This window comes from Cognatitamlana onchidii, from assembly GCF_004804355.1.
GTDB classification, from domain to species: Bacteria; Bacteroidota; Bacteroidia; order Flavobacteriales; family Flavobacteriaceae; genus Cognatitamlana; species Cognatitamlana onchidii.
The window spans coordinates 355,552-370,063 of record NZ_SRWZ01000003.1; the positions used below are offsets into that span (position 1 = coordinate 355,552).

The 14,512-nt window shown below is 33.1% G+C and carries 12 protein-coding genes; all 12 read right to left on the minus strand.

The annotated features are described in order from the left end of the window. Positions 1-577: 577 nt before the first annotated feature. The 12 genes from E5D58_RS07790 to E5D58_RS07845 all read right to left on the minus strand — a co-directional run bounded on the left by E5D58_RS07790 (position 578) and on the right by E5D58_RS07845 (position 14,512). Positions 578-1,558, minus strand: a complete 981-nt coding sequence (locus E5D58_RS07790) for a DUF3883 domain-containing protein (RefSeq protein WP_136481289.1) — start codon at positions 1,556-1,558, stop codon at positions 578-580. Next, positions 1,542-3,521: an SNF2-related protein gene (locus tag E5D58_RS07795; protein ID WP_136481290.1), complete on the minus strand. Its 1,980-nt coding sequence runs from the start codon at positions 3,519-3,521 to the stop codon at positions 1,542-1,544. Before E5D58_RS07795 ends, E5D58_RS07790 begins: the two co-directional genes overlap by 17 nt. Then, positions 3,521-4,939 (minus strand): hypothetical protein, encoded by a 1,419-nt coding sequence (locus E5D58_RS07800; RefSeq protein WP_136481291.1) that lies wholly within the window; start codon positions 4,937-4,939, stop codon positions 3,521-3,523. Before E5D58_RS07800 ends, E5D58_RS07795 begins: the two co-directional genes overlap by 1 nt. Before the next feature lie 2 nt (positions 4,940-4,941). Beyond that, on the minus strand, positions 4,942-6,648 hold the full coding sequence (locus E5D58_RS07805; RefSeq protein WP_136481292.1) for a DNA cytosine methyltransferase: 1,707 nt from the start codon (positions 6,646-6,648) through the stop codon (positions 4,942-4,944). 619 nt (positions 6,649-7,267) lie between these two features. Then, on the minus strand, positions 7,268-7,975 hold the full coding sequence (locus E5D58_RS07810) for a cytochrome c3 family protein (RefSeq protein ID WP_136481293.1): 708 nt from the start codon (positions 7,973-7,975) through the stop codon (positions 7,268-7,270). 18 nt (positions 7,976-7,993) lie between these two features. Further along, on the minus strand, positions 7,994-9,022 hold the full coding sequence (locus E5D58_RS07815) for a ferredoxin--NADP reductase (protein ID WP_136481294.1): 1,029 nt from the start codon (positions 9,020-9,022) through the stop codon (positions 7,994-7,996). Between the two features lie 7 nt (positions 9,023-9,029). Then, positions 9,030-9,512 (minus strand): hypothetical protein, encoded by a 483-nt coding sequence (locus E5D58_RS07820; protein WP_136481295.1) that lies wholly within the window; start codon positions 9,510-9,512, stop codon positions 9,030-9,032. 96 nt (positions 9,513-9,608) lie between these two features. Continuing rightward, positions 9,609-10,421: a c-type heme family protein gene (locus E5D58_RS07825; RefSeq protein ID WP_136481296.1), complete on the minus strand. Its 813-nt coding sequence runs from the start codon at positions 10,419-10,421 to the stop codon at positions 9,609-9,611. Positions 10,422-10,440: 19 nt separating this feature from the next. After that, a complete protein-coding gene (locus E5D58_RS07830; protein WP_136481297.1) occupies positions 10,441-10,854 on the minus strand; it encodes a globin family protein in 414 nt (137 codons plus the stop codon). Positions 10,855-11,048: 194 nt separating this feature from the next. Beyond that, positions 11,049-11,798, minus strand: a complete 750-nt coding sequence (locus tag E5D58_RS07835; RefSeq protein WP_136481298.1) for a Crp/Fnr family transcriptional regulator — start codon at positions 11,796-11,798, stop codon at positions 11,049-11,051. A 141-nt stretch (positions 11,799-11,939) separates the two neighbouring features. Continuing rightward, positions 11,940-13,160, minus strand: coding sequence for a sulfate reduction electron transfer complex DsrMKJOP subunit DsrP (dsrP, locus tag E5D58_RS07840; RefSeq protein WP_136481299.1), 1,221 nt, complete (start codon positions 13,158-13,160; stop codon positions 11,940-11,942). A gap of 221 nt (positions 13,161-13,381) precedes the next feature. Then, entirely contained in the window at positions 13,382-14,512 is a 1,131-nt protein-coding gene (locus E5D58_RS07845; protein ID WP_136481300.1) for a 4Fe-4S dicluster domain-containing protein, read from the minus strand.

Below are 14,512 nucleotides of genomic sequence, written 5' to 3' on the forward strand. Positions count from 1 at the left end.
TAATACTTATTTTGAAGCAAATATATAAGTAGTATTAGTTTTAGCTTATGGAGATACCCATATATAAACCTCTTTTTAATCCATAAAAAAACCTGCACAATTACAGGTTTTTATTGTAAATTACTGGTTTTAAGACTACTAACTCATAAAATCACACTGTTTACATTACGTAAATCACTACGTATAAACAGGTGTTTGTTAATAACATTTTACGTATGTTTTACTTAGAACAGATAAGTTTGAACAGGAAAGTGTGGGTTTGAGGATGAAAGATACGTAGATTTCTCAATCTATATCAGCATGGTAAGCTTTTGGTTTGAAACGTTATAAGTTTGTTAACGCTACGTTTATCGGTCTTGTATATGAAAAGTAGCGGGTTTTTAGCACGAACTTTTCGGTTTATAACTGATCTTAAATTTATAAAATTCGTTTTCGTTTAAGCACTTTAACCGCTATTTTTATTCGTTGTTGTGTTTTCGTACTTTATTTCTGTTCTGTTTGTTGCGTTGGCAAAGACATACTCTTTTGCAATTTTGGCTTGTGTGTAGGTTGAAGCGAATTGCATATGTGTATGGCTTTAAGCGTTGGAATTTAATAATTCAATTTTATATTTGTCAACTTGTTTTTCCCAAATATCATCTTTTAAAATTGATTTATATGGATTTTGTTTCATTATAGGTTTATAATTCTTATTGTTCATTTCTCTTCTATTTACTAAATATATCCAGTATTTATCTTGCTTCCTTTTTGCTGTAAGATATTCATTCCTCGACCAAAAAAAGTAAGGTGTACTACCATCATAAGATTTTACCTCTATGAATCTATTTGGAATAATATCGTTTTCATTATCATAAGAGGCGACATCATAACCTTCATTAACTATATATTCTGCAACCCAGTCAATTTCTTTTTTGTTATTGAGTCTATTTTTTTCATAGTCCAAAACAAACCTTTCAGCTTCTTCCCCATATAATTGTTGAAGCTGCATTGATTTTTTAAATTCTTCAATTCCAATTTTTCTCTTTTTGATTTCAGGTAAAACAGCTTTATCAAATAATTTTTTGTACCTCGAATTTATTATAAAGCAATTAATCTCGGGTGTTGGGTGATTCGTTATTGCTCTAAAATCAATTAATAATTGTTTGAAATTAGAATGTTTTAAGCCAAAAGCAGCATTGTTAATTTGAAGTGATTTATAAATTATATCATATGATAAATGTTCTGAACAAAATATTTTATGAAATTCATCATCATTTTTAAGTGCGAGAAATAGAAATTCATTGAACTTATCCATCATTTGATTTACACTGTTTAAAGAATCTAAAATCCCTTCATTTATTGTGATAATATTATTTGAAGTGTTAAGAATATCTATATTTAGTGCTAATTCTAAACAACCATCAAACACGCTCCTTCCATCAATGATTTTATTGTAAAAAAGCTGTTCAATATCGCTTATTAAAAAGCTTACATCTTGTTTACTTTTAAGAGTGGTAAGTAGTTCGAAAAAATAATTTGGAGTACCAAAATTGCTGTAATGTCTAAGTTCTTTGAGCATAATTAGCAATTAATTCTTTGATAATATCAGTTTCATCATTATCGTCAATTTGTCTAAATAAAGGAATTTCATCATTTATTATTTCTTCCATCCTTTGGATTTTCAAATGCAATCTTGAATTTATGACCTCATCAATGGAATTAGTAGAAACGAAGTAATAGTATTTTGTAATTTGATTATCTGCTAATCCAACCCTGTGAATTCGATCTTTTGATTGTAAGAAATTAGAACAGTTGTAATCTCTTTCAAGATAAATTGCATTATGACACCCTTTGTGAAGTGATATAGATTCTGCAACAGAGAATGGGTTAGCGATAACCACATTAAAATCATTATTATTTGGGTTGTTAAATGCTTTTATAGTTATTTCTCTTTCTTCTTGTGGGATTTGACCAATTAGAAGTTTAGATTCGATGTTATTAGCCTTTAAGTATTCTTGTAGTTCAATAGCATTTTGAATAAATATAGTCCAAATAATAACCTTTCCATTTTCAAGAAAAATATCATTTTGTAAGGTATGCAAGATTGTATTAAATTTTCTTGGAACTTCAAGGTTTGAGTAATTAGTTATTTTATTAAAAAATTCAGAATCATTTATAAACTCATCTGTATCAGTTGTGAAAATTGTATTAGGATCAAACTCTCCTGTTAATTCATTGTTTTCCAATGAGTCCTTTAATGTTTTGGAAAGGAGAGAAGGATTAGTTGCAGCTTGTCTTAACCTAATTAACTTTGCTTTATTTAATATGTCTTTTACTGTTGCTGAACTATCTTCTTTAAAATGTTCGATATACTGAGATTCTATGAAGTCATAAATCTCTCTTTGATATGGTTCCATTTCAATTTGAACATAAGTTTCTTCTACAGGTGGAAGATTCAAATCTTCTTTCTTAATTCTTATAAAATATGGAGAAATATTTTCCTTTAATTCTTGTACACGATTAGAATCTAATGAGCTGTTAGCTGTCATATCTTCTAAATTGTGATAATGAAACTTTAGTATTTCTTTGAATTTGAAAGGATAAATAAATTTATATAAGTTAAAAATATCTTGATATCCATTTGGCACTGGTGTTCCAGTAAGTATAACTCTTGATATTGCTTCTTTGGAAATTTCGGTAACACTTTTTCCCCAAACCCCTTCAGGATTTTTAATTCTGTGAGCTTCATCAACAACCACCATAGTTTTGTTGCGTTTCAAAAAGTCAATAATGTCAGTTTGAAAACGATCTACTCCTCCGTGAAAAATTAGCGATAATTCAGGTGAATTTGGTGAATAAAGGTGCTCTAATTTTTTTTCAATGGAAATGTTTGGGTCTCCAGACATTCTGAAAGAACTTGGTTTTACTCCAAAACATTCTTCATATTCATTTTCCCAAGGAGCGAATGAAGAGAGTGGACCAATAACCAAAAGTTTATCAACGTGGTTTAAATCTTCTTTTGGTAAGCTTTTTAAATATGCATAAGCACCATAAACAATAGATGTTTTTCCTGCTCCAGGAACAGCAAAATTACAGGAGTTTTGAGCAAAAGCCATATGAAAAGAAGAAAGCAATTGAAGTGGATAAAGTCTTCTTTCCATTTCTTGTTTTAGAACATTTTGAAACGAGTCAAATTGCTGAACTAATTTGTCATTTTCTTCAAATTCATTATTTCTAATTGCTCTTGCATTTTCACTAAAAATCTCAAAATTTTCTTTTTCTTTATGGTAGGTTTCTAATTCAGCTTTTATTGCTTCAGATACAGAGTAATTTATTTCAAATTTTTTAAGTAATCTTTCTATTTCTTGAAGTGTTTTAATTTGTGTTTCTTCACGAAAAGGAATAACAATAATTTCATTTTCCAATTTATAACCAAGTCTTTTAAATGAAACTAAAAGTCTTTTGTTTTTCAATAAGGATTCTTCAAAACTATATAAATTGAAAGTGCTTTTTTCATTATTAATATCAATTATTAAAGACATTATATGCTTTTGTTTATTTGATAGCCAATTTGTTGTATCCTCTTAGTTTTGTTTTGAACATCTTTGATTTCATCGTCTGGAATTTGTTCAATATCAATGGCTTCCATTAAATTTATAATATGGGACAAAACCCTTGTAGGTGATTTTTTTTGAAGTGAATCAAAAACTTTATTCCCGAGCTCTTCTACAAGCTTTTGAACAGATTTAGAGTTAAAATTTTTATTGTTCTTATTTATTGATTCAAATGAATCTAAAGCTTTGTTTATTAACTTTTCGGGTTGATCTTGAGATTGCTTATTTCGTAATTTAGTATAATGATTATCTACATTTTCGTCTAAATGCTTTCCTACGTCTTCTTTAAACTTGCTATCAATACTATTTAAATGAGCTTCTAAATTTTTAATATTAACATCAATTTTAGGCTCATCAAAAGAGTTTGTTATTTTTCTATGCTCCTTTTGAAATGATTCCCAAATCTCCCTATTTCCAAAAAAATGGTTTTGTTTTTGCCCTTGCGCTACATATCTAAATTTTTCATTTTTATACTTTATTCTGATTAAATCATAACATAATGTTTTTAAGTCATCTACATCATCATCACGATAGTCATCAAAAGCTTTTTTAGAATTTTCACCGTAAAAGTTAATTAGCCAAGAAGTTAATCCTCTGAATTGCTCTTCTCTTTCATCCAAAGTAGTGTAAATACCATTGTAATCAAACCAATCTAAGTATTCATCCATTGAATTCATTACAGCTAGAGTATATTCAATATCATTTACATTTTTTATATTCTTATAATTACCAATCCATTCATAGATTTTTTTAATTGCTTTTTTATCAACCGTATCAGGAGAGTAAAATGACTTCCCGCTCAATTGCATATATAAACTCTGAACTTTCAAATAAATCTCGATTGGATTGTAATCCAATTTTCTCTCTTCTCCTAATTGATATTTAGTCTCGAATTTCTCAATTTCTAAAGGATTTCCTTCATATTCAACTGGTAACACAACAGCTTTGAAATAATCTATATGGTCAATTTTATTCAGAAGCATTGCTCTCCTGTTTCCATCTATAATTATCCCATCTTCAGTTATTATTCCAACTTTTTCTTGTCCAATTTTTTTTAAGCTTGCAAGAGTTTCTTTGTTCTTTTGTTCTTTTGAATCCCATAACAAATCTTCAATCAATTTTTTGCCAGCATCACTTTCAGCATCTATTTTTAAATTCTGATTTTCGTAAGATTTTGTTCGGCTAAGAATTCTTCCATTATATTTATTATATATAAGATAATTTAAAGGAATTTGATAAACATCCATTGGCTCTAACTTGTCTTTCCAAGGAATATCAAGACGACCAACAGGTTTTTCATTTTTAGTTATTCTTTTTATTTGTTGGATTCTAACTTCTTTACTCATAATTATTTCTGATTGGCAATGGTAGATATTTTATTTATGGCATATAATGAAAATAGCTGTTTTAAAGGAACTTTATTCTTTTCTGTAAAAACAACTGTTCCGTTTTGTTCAAAAAGTATATCAGGGCATTTTACTTTTTCTAATATTTCTTGGATTTGATCAACTAACTCTGTTGGTTGTTCTAAGTTATTAATTGGAACTTGTTTTTCATACATTTCTTGAAGTTCAGATTTAGTCCCAATTTTTTCAGAGAATCCGTTATTGATTATATTTAAAAATTTCTTACCACTTTTAGACTTCTTAATTAACTTCTCTATTTCTATAAAATATCCATCTTTTACTTTTTGTATTGGAAAGCCTTCTCCTGTACCATATTGAATTGAAGTAAACCACTTGCCCTTAGTTTTACTGTTTTGATCTATATCGTAATTAGATAGTGTTACTGTAAGATTTCCATCTTTTATTGGATGTCTTCTAAATCTTGCTCCTTTTTTCTTAACAGGAGGTTTATCAAATTTTTTTCTTTTGTAATTGTTTAAACTTTTTACACCTTCTAGGTTAGGCTTTGTATTTACAACTAATTCATTAGGCTTTTCTAATTTAAGTGTTTCAATAACAGTTTTTGCCAAAGCTCTACTTACTGGACAACATACTGCATTACCCACTAAACGCCACTTGGTATTTTCGCTCCCTAAAAATTGGTAAGTTATTGGGAATCCCATTATTAAAGCTGCTTCACGGACTGTTGGTAATCTATATTCGCCATTACCTTTTCTTCTTATTTCTGATTTATATATTATTGATTCTCTTGAATTGGCAATTTTCGTTGCTGTTATTGTGCGGCTAGGATTATCGTTGTTTTCAGGGAATGACATTCTTCCCATATAAGGATGATTCTGTTTCCAAAATCTAGAAAATTTCCATTCAACTTCATATATCCCTGTATCATAGAAATGATCCGTTATTTCATTTTTGGGTATTGAAATTTTGTAATTTATATCACTAATTTTATTTGTTGATTTATGCTCGTAAGGATTGGGAAAATTTTCTTTTATTTCTTTTATAGATCGATAAATAGGTAAACTTCCTTTATTTTTTGGACTTCTATGAGTCTTTTTCGGAATTATAAGTTTTTTCTTCTTTATAATTTCACCAGAAATAACTCTTTTTCGAGCTTGTATTGATCCGTAATCAGCAGAGTTTACAATTGTAGTGTTTTGGTATAAATTAATTGCTATTTTGTTAGGACTTATTTTGTGAGAATTAGCCCAGTCAGACAATCCTAAATCTTTAAATGTATACTCGGTTTGAAGATAGCGTTTAGAGTTTACAACATTTTCCATAAACCAAGCTTTAAGTGTAGAGTTTGGCTTATGTTTTTTTACCGCTACAATTTTTAAAAATGTTTCTGTAAGTTTTACTCCAAGAGATTTATCTGCTTTTCCAGATTTATTTGAACTTGAAAAGCTTACACAAGGAGGACTTCCCAAGATAATGTCTGTATCTGGGATTTGTTCTATTTCTTCAGTAGAACTTTCAAAGTCAAGTATATTTTTTGGATTACATTCTAGTTCGAAATTATGATTATAAGTTTCAACAGCAGGTTTCCATTGGTCGTATCCAGCAACAATTTTATAACCTTGTTGTCTAAAACCTTCTGAAAATCCACCAGCTCCACAAAAAAAATCTATTACAGTTAGTTTATTCATATGTAGGTCAAATCTACGATTTTTTCTTTTTTTAATTCAGTTCGGCATAGGCAAAAAAACAGCTCTTTTGGTTTTTTATGCGTTGGTTCGTGTTTCTGGAAAAACCAAATGTGCTGTTTGTGCGGTTGGCTTTTTTCAGTATGAAACACAACGGTAAAATATAGTTCCATTTTAATGAACTATATTGCATGATAAGCGAAGTTCAAACTTTCCTACAAGAAAATCAACATATACTGTATGTACTTATTAACAAAATGACCATTACAAGTCATGAGATGCCAACGACAACAGCATCTTAGGTAACCCTATATTACTTCACTACGTTCGCAATAACAAAATGAAGATTAGAGTAACTGTAATTTTAGTAACGGTGTTAGTTAGTACACCCGCGTTAGGGATAGAACGGCATGTTAGAGCTCCTCTCAGAGCGCGAGTAATGAAAGCCTGCCTTCCGGCAGGCAGGACCGACCTATACCTGAACTAAATTCACGGTAAGTCCTAAACTAAATTCAGGATATAGATAACGCTCGAAATAAAAACACAAAAAACCAGCCTTTTGGTATAAAGGCTGGTTGCTGAAGCATACATACACATGATGTATAAAGCAAAAATTAGCTTTTTATTCTTCTAAGGTTTTAAGCCATGCTTCTTGAGATAAGGCGATGTATTTTTTGTTGGTTCCGTAAGGGTCGTCGCCACCATCAAAATAGCTTTGTATGAGTTTCATAGGAATGGTATCTTTTAACTTTTCAGGTACTTCGTACCTGTGGTTACCGTGAAAATCATGACATTGAATACAGGTAGACCACTGCTCATCTGCAATTAATTGTTTATGCGATATATCTAACGGATCATTTTCAACGTCTAGCTCTTGGTGGCAATTCATACAGTAATTGATATTTGCTACAGATACGCGTTCGTTTTCATGTTCGGTATGGCAAGTAATACAGGTAGTGGCATCAATATGTTGCACCGCTTCTTTAAATCGAGGCTCAGAAAATCGATAGGTTGGATGCCTATCGTTAGGACGATCATGACATTGCAAACAATTATCTACGGTTACATCTTGGGTTCCAAAGTCTACACCTGTGCTTCTTGCTCCTACGGCATGCGCTATATTAGATTGTACTTGCTGCAGCAAATTACCTTTGGCATCGGCATGACATGCAAAACAATTAAGCTCTTGATGTCCTGTATTCATAGGACCAATAGACACATATTCCTCAGTAGCTTCTAAGGTAAACATATAGAATAAAGATACGCCTACCACCACCCCTATAATGCCTCCAATAACTTGTCTTTTACGTAACGGACTTACTTTAAACATTCGGTTTTATGCTTTGGTTTATAATTCAATAACTACTTTTTCGCTTACCGGATAACTAACACAGGTTAGTATAGCGCCTTCTGCTACTTCGCTCTCTGGTAGTAAATGGCCGTCAACCATTTTAACCTCACCTTCTACACATTTGGCTTTGCAGGTTGAGCACATCCCCGATCTGCAAGAATATGGTATCGTTATATTATCAGACATGGCTTGCTGTAAAATAGACTTATCACCACGTACTTTTATAGTGAACGCTTCATTATCCTGTTTTAGCGTCACATCACTCAATAAATTTTTACCCGTTACCTTAATAGTTGGCGCTTTAAAAACCTCAACTTTAATCTTATCTCTGGTGATGCCATTTTCTTTTAGAATTTCCTTAACCTTTTCCATATAACCAAAAGGACCGCAAATCATGTACACATGATCTTTATACTCAAGGTTATGCATAATCATAATACGATCTACAACTAGTCGTGTTGCTAAACCTGGGTGGTAGTTATCCTTATAAGTTTTGTTTGATGAGATAATATGTTCTGCCTTAAAATGATCCGGATAGGCTTTTTCTAAAGCTTTTATTTCATCATGAAAAATAATAGAGGCTTCACTTTGATTGGCATAAATAAGGAGCACTTTAGAGTTCTTCTCTTCTGTTAATACCGATTTTACTATAGAAAACATAGGGGTTATACCACTACCTCCTGCAAACAGCACATATTGTTTTTGAGCTTTACTATCTGGGGTAACACAAAACGATCCTGCTGGAGGATCTACCTTAAGTTTGTCTCCTGACTTTACAAAATCATGAACGTAATTAGACACCAACCCCTGTTCTACTCGCTTTATAGTAATTTTTAATTCTTTATCGGTATACGGGTTACTGCTAAATGAATAGGCCCGCTTATGGGTAACCCCCTCAATTGGAACGTTTATGGTTAAAAATTGCCCGGGTTTATATTTTAACTTTCTAAAAAAGTTACCATTTTTAAAACAAATACTTACGGCATCATCTGTTTCTTTAATTATATCTTTTACCAATAACTTCATTCTTCATTTATTTATAATAAAACACCATGACTATATGGAACAGCATGAGTATAGTTACTATGATAGATAAGGCCACATGAGCAATCATCCATCCTTTAAATAAGGCATCACTATTATTTTTTATGACATCAAGGTTAAGATATCCTAACAGGGTGTTTGAGAAGAATATATATGATAATAGCAGTAAATAACCATAACCCAAGGCCATGCTATGGATATAAAAGAACAACGGACTTACTGCCCCCAACCATTTATGGATGGTTTGCATGTTCATGGCATGTTTTCTCCATTTACCTATAGTTCTTGTAAGCGTTAGCACCCACTGAAAGGTAATAAGAAGGGCTAAAGCTAAACCAGACCAGCGTTTGTACATTTGTTGCTCTTGCAATATATATAGCCATTCCCACTCTAACTTTAAAACGTATTGAAGCAGAAAAGCCACGAGTAATACCAATCCTAGTACTGTAGATTTGTTAGTACTTAAAACCATAAATAGTGATGATTTGTAATTTAATAGTTGTAATCCCTCCCATTGCCAACAACATAAAAGCAATGGAAGTTAGGATTACAACCTGAACACTAAACTCTATTTTATTGCAACAAGGTGCTTCATTGTTTCGTAAGATGATAGCTTTTTCACACTATCTAAAAAGACCTCGGCTGTGGGCAAATAATTTCCTTCTGCAGGCCATTTATCACCAATTTCTGGTTTTTCGCTGTCTTTAAAGTTTTCAATTTCATCTAAGTATTCCATGTAAATATCAACGGTACCCTTAGCATAAGAATTTAAAACAGCTACGGTTTCTTTATAGGTTAAAGAATCTTTGGGATATTGCCAGGTGGTTGCTCCCATAACATCTCCTAATTTCCAGTCGGATTTTGCGGTTTGTGGATGGTCGTTATGACACGTTACACAGGCCCCGGCGCTTGCTAAATCGGCAAACATAGCGGTGTGTAATTTTTGGTCTTCGTCGTAAAAAAACTGTGGTTTTTGATCTTCTTTTATTTGGTTGAAAAGTTCGGCTTGTTTGCCTTCAAATTTATTGGCGGCATTTACAGGGAAATCAGACCCCAAGTACAAACCAAGAGGCACAGGGCTTTTCCTAATACTTGTGGCTACACCTCTTAAAAATAAGGCTGGAAGCGGGCCTGCCTCAACATCATCTTTTCTCCAATCTTCATCAAACTTCATCCCTTGCTTTTTACCCTTTCCAACTATAGCTTTAGTATATAATGTTCTGGTTACATCGTTCTCCTTAGACACCATTTCTAAAACTTCCTCGACGGCAAAAGCTTTTTCTTCTGCCTCCGAAGCTGCTTTTTCCTCTGGTACCCCACCACAACCATTTAATAACATAACACCTGATCCAACTAATATTGTTTTTAAAATACGCTTCATAGTCTTCTTTTTTAATTTATTAATAGGCTGCGTCAATCATAACATCGGCCATAGTTCCATATACATCTGCCCAGGCTGTTTTTACTTCTGGAGTAAAAGCATCACCTAAACCAGCTTCTAAAGTGCCTAGTAGTGCAGCACCCACTGTTTCGTAATGATAAGCTTCCACCTTATACTCAACATGTCGCTTGCCTAAATCTTTTAATACAGGAATTAATGCATCTAGGTTACTAAGTCCAGCTACAGCCGCTCCAAGCATGCTCATTAGTTTATTACCTTGAACCTTCATAGCCTCATCACTACTTGGGAATAATGGTTTTATTGCAGGATCTAATTCAAATAACTTAGAATAGAATATTTCTGCAGCTGCAGGGGCTATAGGTTTTACTTTTTCAAATGACTCTTGTACAAGTGTAACTGTTTTTGCTTCCATAAGATTTATTTTTTGGTTTGCTTACTTAAACTAATAAGTATTAATACTTACATAAGACAAATGTATAGTGTATATGTTTAACCAATTATGAAATATAGCAGTAGGGAAGCATCTTTTACGCCATGCAAAAAACTGTGAAAAAGCAGGAAGTCTATAAAAGAGCAAAAAAAATAGGCCTTTGGCCCATCTTGAAATTAAGTATCTAAAAAGTAATTATGATCGCTTATTTCCTGTTTAAGCATACGCACATCGTTAATACCAATCTTTTTTCCTTTTGCTGTAATTAAGTCTTCTTTTTTTAATGCCGAAAACACGCGAATAACTTGCTCTTCTGTAGTACCTGCGTAATCTGCATATTCTCTTCTACTTAATGGTAAATTTAAGTACCCATTTAAGTCTCCAAACTTTCTATGAATGTACAGCAAGGAATCAATAACACGCTCTCGAACCGTCATTTGTGAAATGGACTTCACCTTGTTCTCGCTTCGGTTTAATTCATTGGCATAAAACAACATCATATCATAAGCAAACTTAGGAGTTTCAAGTAATTTACTCTGTAAACTATCTTTAGAAAAATAGCAAAGTACAGAGTCTTGTAAAGCAATAGCTCCAATAGAATAATACTCTTCTGTTCCAAATCCACGATGTCCAATAATTTCACCTTCTTTGGCAAAACGTACTATTTGTTCTCTACCGTTAATACCTGTTCTAAATACCTTAACGGTACCTTTTAAAATAAAAAACAACCCGTTAACAGGTGCGCCTTCCATAATAAATTGTTGCCCTTTTTTACACTTTAAAGTACTCTTGTTTTTGGTGAATTCTGAATCTGAAAGTGTAGGTAAACTGCGTTTAATAAGACAATTATCATTCATACAAGCCTCACAAGACACATTGGTTTTTGCTTTAGATTTAGTACTAATATAAGGGCTAGTTGAAGTCATAAATTTTAAACTAAATCAAAAATAAGTAATAATACTTAGTTTTTAATGTCTTGCGCTCATTTTTACGAGTCTAACAAAAAACACCAACCGAAATTAATCAATTGGTGTTTTTTGAACATTTAAAATGTGAAATTTATAAGACTACTGCTTCTTATAACGTAATTTCCCAAGTTCAATACCTATAGCTGTTTTGGCTAAAACAGTAAATACGAAGGCACCTAATGCCCAAATACCCAGCGTAACGCCTATCTCAATACCTGTGGGCGTATATTCTGCAATTTTACCATAAGGTCCTGGGATAAAACCAGGAACGATTAAACCAAAGCCTTTTTCTATCCAAATAGCTATAAATAATATAAAGCAACAGAAATATAAAACCTTAAAATTATTCCTTAATTTATGGAAGGTTAATAATACAGTCGCTAACACATTTAAAGGAATAGCCGTCCATATCCATGGTAATAAAGCGTTTTTACCATGCAATCCAAAGAACAAATAATAGGCACTTTCACTATGATGCGTCGGTGCATAAAACTCTTTAAACAACTCAGACACCAACATTATAAGGTTAATTTGTGCTGCAACAGTAACCACCATTGCTATTTTTTTTATGGTTTTATCCTGAATTTTAAACTCGGTAAAGTTTCTTATAATGGCCAAAACCAGAATAATTAGTGCGGGTCCTGCAGCAAAAGCTGATGCTAAGAAACGAGGACCTAACAACGCATTATTCCAAAATGGTCTTGCCTGCAAGCCTTGGTATAAAAAAGCCGTTACCAAATGAATCCCTACGGCCCAAAACACCGATAAAATAGCCCCAGGAACATACACACTCTTTTTAGACTCCTTACCTTGATAATGTCTAAATAAAATGTAAAACGGAATAGTTATGTTTAAGAACAGATAGCCATTAAGCACTAATACATCCCATGTAAGCATGGAGTTAGGAAAGTTAAACACGCCAATTCCGGGTATCATATGCCACAATACTGACGGTCCGCCCATATCGGCTACAACAAATGCTAAACACATTATTAAGGCAGCTACAGCTAAACCTTCACCTATTAAAACAGCTTGCTTAAAATCGACATCTTTCAGTACATAGGTAGGCATAACTAGCATCACTGCTGCTGCGGCCACTCCAACTAAAAAGGTAAAGTTAGAAATATATAGCCCCCAACTTACGCGGTCTGTCATCCCTGTTACACTCAAGCCTTCATCTAACTGAATGGAATAACAATACATTCCTACCAGCATGATAAAGGTTAACGCCGCCATCCATAAATGATAGCGCTTAGAACCATGCGTTATGGCGTCTAAGCTGTCTTTTACTAAACTTCTAAAAACTCTTAATCTACTCATGTAACTGTATATTGTACGTTTCGTTTTTTATGATTTGGACACCTGCCTGCCGGTAGGTAAGTTTTCCATTCCAAGTCCTTGCTCGTATCCCGCTGTGGGCTTTCCTTTGCAATCCCTAACAAGGGGTTATCCGATGTTTTGTGCTTATTCCTTAAACTGTTTATTTATTTAATCAAAACCTAACCGATTAAACGATTATACAATTCAACACGCCACCTTATCTAGTCCATAAAATACCAGAACTTTGGTTCTGTTCCCAGATCTTCTTTTAATCTAAATACTTTCTTATTCTCTAAAACCCATCTAATCGTACTATTTGGGTCTAGTAAGTTTCCAAAAATTCTTGCTCCTGTAGGGCAAGCTTCTACGCAAGCTGGGTTTTTTCCAGCTCTAGAACGCTGCACACAGAAAGTACACTTTTCCATGACGCCCTTTTTACGCATGCGGTTACCTAAATAATGCTGATTATGGTTAACCTCAGCTTCAGGAACTTCTGGCTTACTCCAGTTAAAGCGTCTACCATCATAAGGACAAGCGGCCATACAGTAGCGGCAGCCCACACACCAATCGTAATCTACTACTACCAAACCATCGTCTTCTCTCCATGTAGCCTGCACGGGACAAACATTTACACAAGGTGGGTTATCGCAATGGAAACACTGTGTTCCCATATAAAAATGCCCTTCTGCAGGTACTTCGTGATAATAATTATCGTCGGCTTCATCAAAACTAAATCCGTTACCATCCTTCATTTCATGAATTCTAATGTACTGCATCTGCGAATTTCTATCTTGGTTGTTTTCCTCAACACAAGCATTTACACAGTCCATATATCCTTGGCATTTAGAAATATTAAAAGCATAGCCAAACAACACATCTTCTTCTGCATTTTTAGAAGACATACTAATAGTTTTTCCAGTTCTTAACTGGTAAGAACGCACCAATCTGTTTACTGTTGCTTCTTTCTCCTTATCCGTCATCAGTTTATAGTTGCCCTTAAACTGTTCCTCCCAATCTATTTGCGCTTTTTCCTTGGCCTCATCACCACTTATTACACTGCACGACGTACTCACAGCTCCGGCTCCAATTAACAAACTTGCTGTTAATTTTTTAAACGCAGAACGTCTGTCCATTTTTACATCAAACACTTGATCAAAACCATCTTTAACACGCTCCTCTCCTATTGAGGCATTTATGGCTGCTTTTGCAAATTCTTCATCAGACAGTTGTTGTTGCTCTGAATGTGCACCGCCACAACCGCCAGAAGTTTTTCCGCAAGAACAAGATTTATTAGATGCTTTTGGTTTGGTACCTAGGTTTAATGAAAACCATTTTTTGTTATTGCTGCTCAT